Origin of the sequence: Planktothricoides sp. SR001, from assembly GCF_001276715.1 — a bacterium.
Classification (GTDB): Bacteria; Cyanobacteriota; Cyanobacteriia; order Cyanobacteriales; family Laspinemataceae; genus Planktothricoides; species Planktothricoides raciborskii.
This window is the reverse complement of sequence record NZ_LIUQ01000043.1, coordinates 33,514-39,513: the sequence shown is the minus strand read 5'-3', so window position 1 is coordinate 39,513 and position 6,000 is coordinate 33,514. Positions and strand designations below refer to the sequence as shown.

The following is a 6,000-nucleotide window of genomic DNA, read 5'->3' as shown; positions in this document are numbered from 1 at the left end:
TCGCAAAAAACAGATAACTTTGATACTCACAACAGAAACCCGGTTTCTCTACCCCCGCAAGAAACCCCAGAAACCGGGTTTCTTCTCTGCTTACCACAGTTATCTTTATTTTCCACCAGAGAAACCCGGTTTCTTTTCCACCCAAAGGCGAAACAACTCCACCAGAATTCGCAAATTACCCGCTTTTTCCTCAACCACATCATGCCGCTTTAACCCCTTAATTGCTTCTAATAACACCTCCTCATCAAGTCCCGTAATTTCCCGAACCATCTCCACAGGTAAACCGGATTTATACGGCGCTAAAACTTGTAAAATATCTTGTTGTCCTGGGACATCTTGGGCTGCTTGCCCCCAAACCCCAGTAAAATAATAACGACCGCGTTGATAAAATTCCGGGTCATTAATCACCGCTTCCACATCGTCAACGGTAAACACCGGGTCGCGTTTTTTGCCAGTTTCAAACATTTCTTGATTATAATGGCGAACTAACTGGAAACCCACCAACTGCACCAAAAAAGGTTGACCACAGGTTAAATCATAGATAAAATCTAAAGCATCCGGTTGATAATCTAGGATAAAATCCTCATCGGGATTAGCCAATAACTGCGCCGTTGAACCACGGGATAAAAAACTCACGGCGATGGGAATAATACTGGCAAAAAAGGGTTGAAAATAATCCTCGGTCATTTCCTCCAAAGTATGCAACCCGGCAAAAGCAAAAGCAATTCTAGGACTCGCTTGCACCTGTGTCCGCAGCATTCCCATAAACCCTGGTTCGATTTTTCCCGCATTAATCAGGTCTTCGATTTTCTCAAACTCATCTAAAGCAATAATTAATCCCTTGCCCTCTCTTAAGCCCCCCTTTTGAAGGGAATTTTGGGGGGATTCTTCTCTTAAGCCCCCCTTTTGAAGGGGGGTTTGGGGGGATTCTTCTCTTAACCCCCCCTTTTGAAGGGGGGTTTGGGGGGATTCTTCTCTTAATCCCCCCTTTTGAAGGGGGGTTTGGGGGGATTCTGCCAACACTTTATCAACCTGTTGCAAAAATCGCCTAAAAGTAGGATAAGGTAACTTTAATAAATCCTCATCTGCCGGGGGATAAATATTCATAATCTCAGCAATTTCATCACAAATTGCCATCAATACTTCCCCCACTCCTTGCGGGGCATTGCCCACATTGAGCATATTCACATAAGCTAGTTTTACCCCATCCTCTAGGCAAGCATTAATATTTCTCAGAATCGAAGTTTTCCCCATGCGACGATGGCCAAACAATACCACTGACTGAAGCCGATTTGCTTCGATCCATAATTCTTCTAATTGTCTGAGAATATCTTCTCGTCCCACAAATAAACTGCCCTCCACCGGGTTGCCAATTACATAGGGACTTCTGACAGGTTCTGTGATGGTGACATTCCCCACTTCCCCGGCAATTTGCAGCAAAGCCTCTTGCCACCTTTGAGCAATTTTAAGAATTAATTCTCTTTCGGGTTGAGGTAGGTTATCTTTTTCTTCAAGAATCGTTTGCAGTTCTCCTTGGGCAAGATTTAAGGCTGAAGAACGAGCATTACGAGAGGCACTTGCTTGAACGGCGAAAACTTCCGACGCTACTCGATATAAGCGAGTAATCCCTTGCCAAGTTACAGCACGAAGACGCTGTTCTACAGGGGGGAGAGAAGTTAAATTTAATCCTTCTGCGTGAATTTGAATAATACTTTTTATATCTTTTGCAGCAGATAATTTGGCTAAAGTTTCTGCCAACCGATACATTTCTTCGCCATATAATAACTGACGCACGACTGCAAAAGCTTGGGTGGCTTTTTGGGGTTCTTTTTTATATAAATACCAGAATCCTTCTGCTACTACTGCACCAGGATGAGTATCTAAGCGAGTATTTTTATTTTCTGATATACAACGCACTAAACCCCAATTATAGGGATTTTTGGCGAGTTGAGCAACCCGCCAGATAATTTGATCTGGTGGACTTTCTTGTAATACCCAATTAACTGCGGTAACGACGGGAATAAATTGAAGAGTATAAGTCAGCAGTTGATTAACATTATGTACACCTGTTGGCCAATCTTGTCTAAGCCAAGTTTTCACCTGAGAAGTTAAGCCCCAAACAGGTATTCCTGTGACATGAACAAACCTCCAGCCTTTATTCCAAGGTTTAAATAAGCTCAACCATAAACTAAATAACCAATTTTCCAGCAGCCCGAACGCCCCGCCGAACGCCATGCCGAACGCCACGCCGTACCCCACGCCGAACGCCAAGGCCACCACGCCGAACGCCACGTCGTACCCCAGGCCGACCGCCACGCCGAACGCCACGCCGACCGCCGCGCCGAACGCCACGCCGACCGCCGCGCCGAACGCCGCGCCGTACCCCGCGCCGACCGCCGCGCCGTACCCCACGCCGACCGCCACGCCGAGCGCCACGCCGACCGCCACGCCTTCCGCCACGCCGACCGCCATGCCGAACACCACGCCGAACCCCACGCCGAACGCCACGCCGAACGCCACGCCGAGCCCCACGCCGAACGCCACGCCGACCGCCACGCCGAACGCCACGCCGACCGCCACACCGAACGCCACACCGAACGCCACGCCGACCGCCACGCTACTCCAATCAATTGAAACCCCAATTTGTTGGAGAAAAGCACTAATCAGAACTGGAGTAAGAAGGGTCAAGATTAAACCTTGAATATATAACTTACTTTCAATTGGATGTTCGCGCAGCCAGATCCCTACTTTTTGCCAGGGCATTCGGTATTCAGATGCAGAATCGTTATTCTTTTCTTTCTGATTCCCGAAAGTTTCTACATACCACCGGATTGCCTGGGGAAAATAAAACACCCAATAAAGTAAGCGCAGATAATCTAAGGGATTAAGTAAAGAAAGGGGGCGCTTGAGTTTGGGGGCAAGGTCAAGGCGAGGGACTGGGTTTTGCTGTGGGTTCATAGATTTATGGGTTGGTTGGGATGTTGGGTTTCTATTGTTACGCCATTCGGTAGGGTGCGTCTTTGCTGGGGATAAGTTTTGGTCGATCGCAGATTAATTGAAAATCCAGCCGTAACGCACCGATGAGCAATTATTAACCGGGAAATCCGGTGCGTTACGGCGGAATTAAAACGGCTGGTTTGTCTATGAAGATTATTAGACCTCTTGCAAAATAAATATTTCGACCCCCCCAACCCCCCTTTTTAAGGGGGGCTTTTAGGAATTTTGCAAGAGGTCTATTGTCCGCCTAACGCACCCTACCGAATAGTGATTTAGCTGGGTTGGTTGGGATGATGGGATTTTTGGTTCAAAGCAGCCATGTAGGGGCGATTCGCGAATCGCCCCTACATTAATGACCGTTATTTTTTGCCAAATAATCCGCATAAGTTTTATGACATCGCTGCATGAGTTGCTGAGGATGACCCTTAGTTTCAGTAATAATTTTAGATATTTCCTCGTCGCTAAAAGATACCGGGGTTGAGGCTAAACGCTGGGCAATAAAAGCCCGCGCTGTGGTTTCATCCCAGGGTTCCAGGTTTACTAAATTAAAAAAATTTTCAAAGGGCGAAAGCTTTTCTTTATCCTGATAGAGTTCATCCAAAGGTTGACTAGAACCGAAGACTAGACGCAAAGGGGCATTCATCCCTTCAGCTAAACCGCGTAGTTCCCCCGCGATTTTACCTTCGATAAATCCGTCCTCAGTCAATTTCTCTACTTTATCCATCACCAATAGCAGTTTTTTATTCTTCAATTCACGCTTTAGCCCAATTCCTCGATTTTCAGTAATTTCCAGGCGATCGCACAAATCCATGTAAAATTCATCCTCATTTTCCAACGATTGCAAATCCAAATATATCCCCTCACGAGGTTGCAGTAGTTGGCTTTTGGCTTCTCGGCAAATAGCCTGCAATACAGAAGATTTGCCAATACCTTTTTCTCCAACTACTGACACATGACTGCCACTATTTAGCAGTTCAAAAATATCTCTAATTTCTTTTTCTCGATTAAAGAATAACTTTGGGTCATCTACTCTCCCGGTAAGAGGGATAAACGGGTTACGGGGGTGGGGTGGAAAGTCGGTTTTGTCTGCTTTTGTGACATTAGGGGCAGGATCCCCCCCCGCCCCCCTTTTCAAGGGGGGGGTAGAGTTGGCTTCTGTGACATTAAAGGCAGGATCCCCCCCCGCCCCCCTTTTTAAGGGGGGAGTAGAGTTGGCTTCTGTGACATTAGAGGCTAGATCCCCCCCAGCCCCCCTGAAAAAGGGGGGAGTAGAGTTAGCTTCTGTGACATTAGAGGCTAGATCCCCCCCAGCCCCCCTGAAAAAGGGGGGAGTAGTGAGGAGCATTTCCGGTTTATGTTGGGCAAAGAGGGTAAATAAGTCACTACGACGCGATCGCCGGTCTTTGGGAAAGTCACTATTGAGGTCAAGAACCCGGTAAATCCTTTCTATATGCTTTCTGACTGTAGGGGGTTGGATGCCCATGTTCTCGGCAATTTCCTCATCGGGTATCCCTTGCAACACCTGAGTCAGTACCTCGTGCAGCTTCGGGGTGAGTTGGGCGTATTTTTCCTCAAACTCTTGTGTATCCATAGATTTTGGTCTTTTATATGCGTTGATGTGAAATGAGGGGTGCTTTGTTCCTCTTCTATTGTACCCCCTGGACACGGACAACCTAAGTTTTCCCCGATGTAATATTTTTTAACAAAGCCAAAAAGCCTATATAGCAAAGAACTTTACGACTTTTGTCACAAGGATTAGAAATTTTTTGCTGACTAGGGCTTGTTAATTACGCTTAATGTGACATAAAGTGGTAATGTCACAGAATGAGACAAAAACCAGGAGTTAACCCATGCAGCTATTTAACCCCTCGATCGAATACGGCCTCGACTTGGCCGCCGTGCGCCAAAGCTATCCGAAATTAATTGAACGCCCTTTTTGCTTTAGTGCCTATATCCCTGCGGATTATAACCCAGAAATTGAAGCGTTGAGCCACCAGCTAACCTTTCTGTTTGGTGGCAGCAGTCGTTCCCTCATTCCCAGTCGTTCCCTCATTCAAGGAACTTGGGGACAACCCATTGAATCAGAAGCCATTTCTAAAATCAATTGTTTCACCGATCGCCTCACCCTCGAAAAAAACCTTTCAGCAGCGATCGCTCACAGTTGCCATACGGCGAAGCTTTGCCGCCAAAAGTCGGTAGCGATGGAGATTTCTAGAAACAGCATTATGTGGGAATTTCCCTTGGTTTAATCAGCGGTTAGTTTGGCGGACACGGCCATGCCGTGTCCCTACGGTGCGATGAATTTTTACTACAGGAGAAAACTGATGCATAAATATCATAAATTGCTTCAAAATTCGGTTAAATTAATCGCTTTTTTTCTGATTTCATTCGCGATCGCTGCTTGTGACTCGGAAAAGTCGCAAGTCTATCTGGGAATTCAGGCCAATACTAAAGCAACAGCCGAATTAACCGAGGATTTATTGCATTCAATCGGCAAGCGAACCAAGGGCAACCTAATGAGTATCGACATCTTAAAAGGTGAGTCGGCGCAAACGATTTATTCTAACTCTATTTCTAAGCAAACTTTGCAGGAATTGCGCGAAAAGATCGATCCAAATCCCAATACCCCGAAAATGGATATTATCCCATCGAGCGATCGGGCTTTAGTTGCCGGTTTGCAAAGATTCAAAGATTTAGCCCGCGCTAATCCTAATCAGGAATTTCACGCCTATATTCTCACTCCAGGAACAACCGATGAAACCACCTTAGAACAGATAAAAACGATCTGTCAAGAATTAGCCTCACAAACCCAGGGCGATCGATTTCATATTTACCTGCTTGGACTCACAGAAGAGAATCGCCTCAAAACCGTTTCTGCCCTCCATCCGATTCGGGCAAATGCCTATTCTGCTGGTCAATCTTTCTCGGAAATGCAAAAACTGATTCGCCAGTTTTAGCGGGTAGGGTGCGTTAACCGAAAAAAATTTTTCAGAAACAATCGAA

Annotated in this window: 4 protein-coding genes; 2 read left to right on the top strand and 2 right to left on the bottom strand. The window is 46.2% G+C overall.

Going from position 1 to position 6,000, the window contains the following annotated elements; translation table 11 throughout:
• Window positions 1-105 precede the first annotated feature (105 nt).
• Window positions 106-2,958, bottom strand: coding sequence for an ATP-binding protein (locus AM228_RS21255; RefSeq protein ID WP_054468957.1), 2,853 nt, complete (start codon window positions 2,956-2,958; stop codon window positions 106-108).
• A gap of 388 nt (window positions 2,959-3,346) precedes the next feature.
• Complete coding sequence (locus tag AM228_RS21250; protein WP_054468956.1) at window positions 3,347-4,588, bottom strand: LuxR C-terminal-related transcriptional regulator; 1,242 nt, start codon at window positions 4,586-4,588, stop codon at window positions 3,347-3,349.
• Between the two features lie 259 nt (window positions 4,589-4,847).
• Between AM228_RS21250 and AM228_RS21245 the strand changes: the two genes are divergently transcribed.
• Together AM228_RS21245 and AM228_RS21240 are read left to right on the top strand one after the other, a co-directional pair.
• Complete coding sequence (locus AM228_RS21245) at window positions 4,848-5,246, top strand: hypothetical protein (RefSeq protein WP_054468955.1); 399 nt, start codon at window positions 4,848-4,850, stop codon at window positions 5,244-5,246.
• A gap of 75 nt (window positions 5,247-5,321) precedes the next feature.
• Window positions 5,322-5,954 carry a hypothetical protein gene (locus tag AM228_RS21240; RefSeq protein ID WP_054468954.1) on the top strand — a complete coding sequence of 211 codons (633 nt, stop codon included), beginning with the start codon at window positions 5,322-5,324 and terminating at the stop codon, window positions 5,952-5,954.
• Window positions 5,955-6,000 lie beyond the last annotated feature (46 nt).

Bases quoted from the DNA above. Each gene is read 5' to 3' on its own strand.
- AM228_RS21255 (WP_054468957.1), bottom strand. From the start codon at position 2,958: ATGAACCCACAGCAAAACCCAGTCCCTCGCCTTGACCTTGCCCCCAAA.
- AM228_RS21250 (WP_054468956.1), bottom strand. From the start codon at position 4,588: ATGGATACACAAGAGTTTGAGGAAAAATACGCCCAACTCACCCCGAAG.
- AM228_RS21240 (WP_054468954.1), top strand. From the start codon at position 5,322: ATGCATAAATATCATAAATTGCTTCAAAATTCGGTTAAATTAATCGCT.
- AM228_RS21245 (WP_054468955.1), top strand. From the start codon at position 4,848: ATGCAGCTATTTAACCCCTCGATCGAATACGGCCTCGACTTGGCCGCC.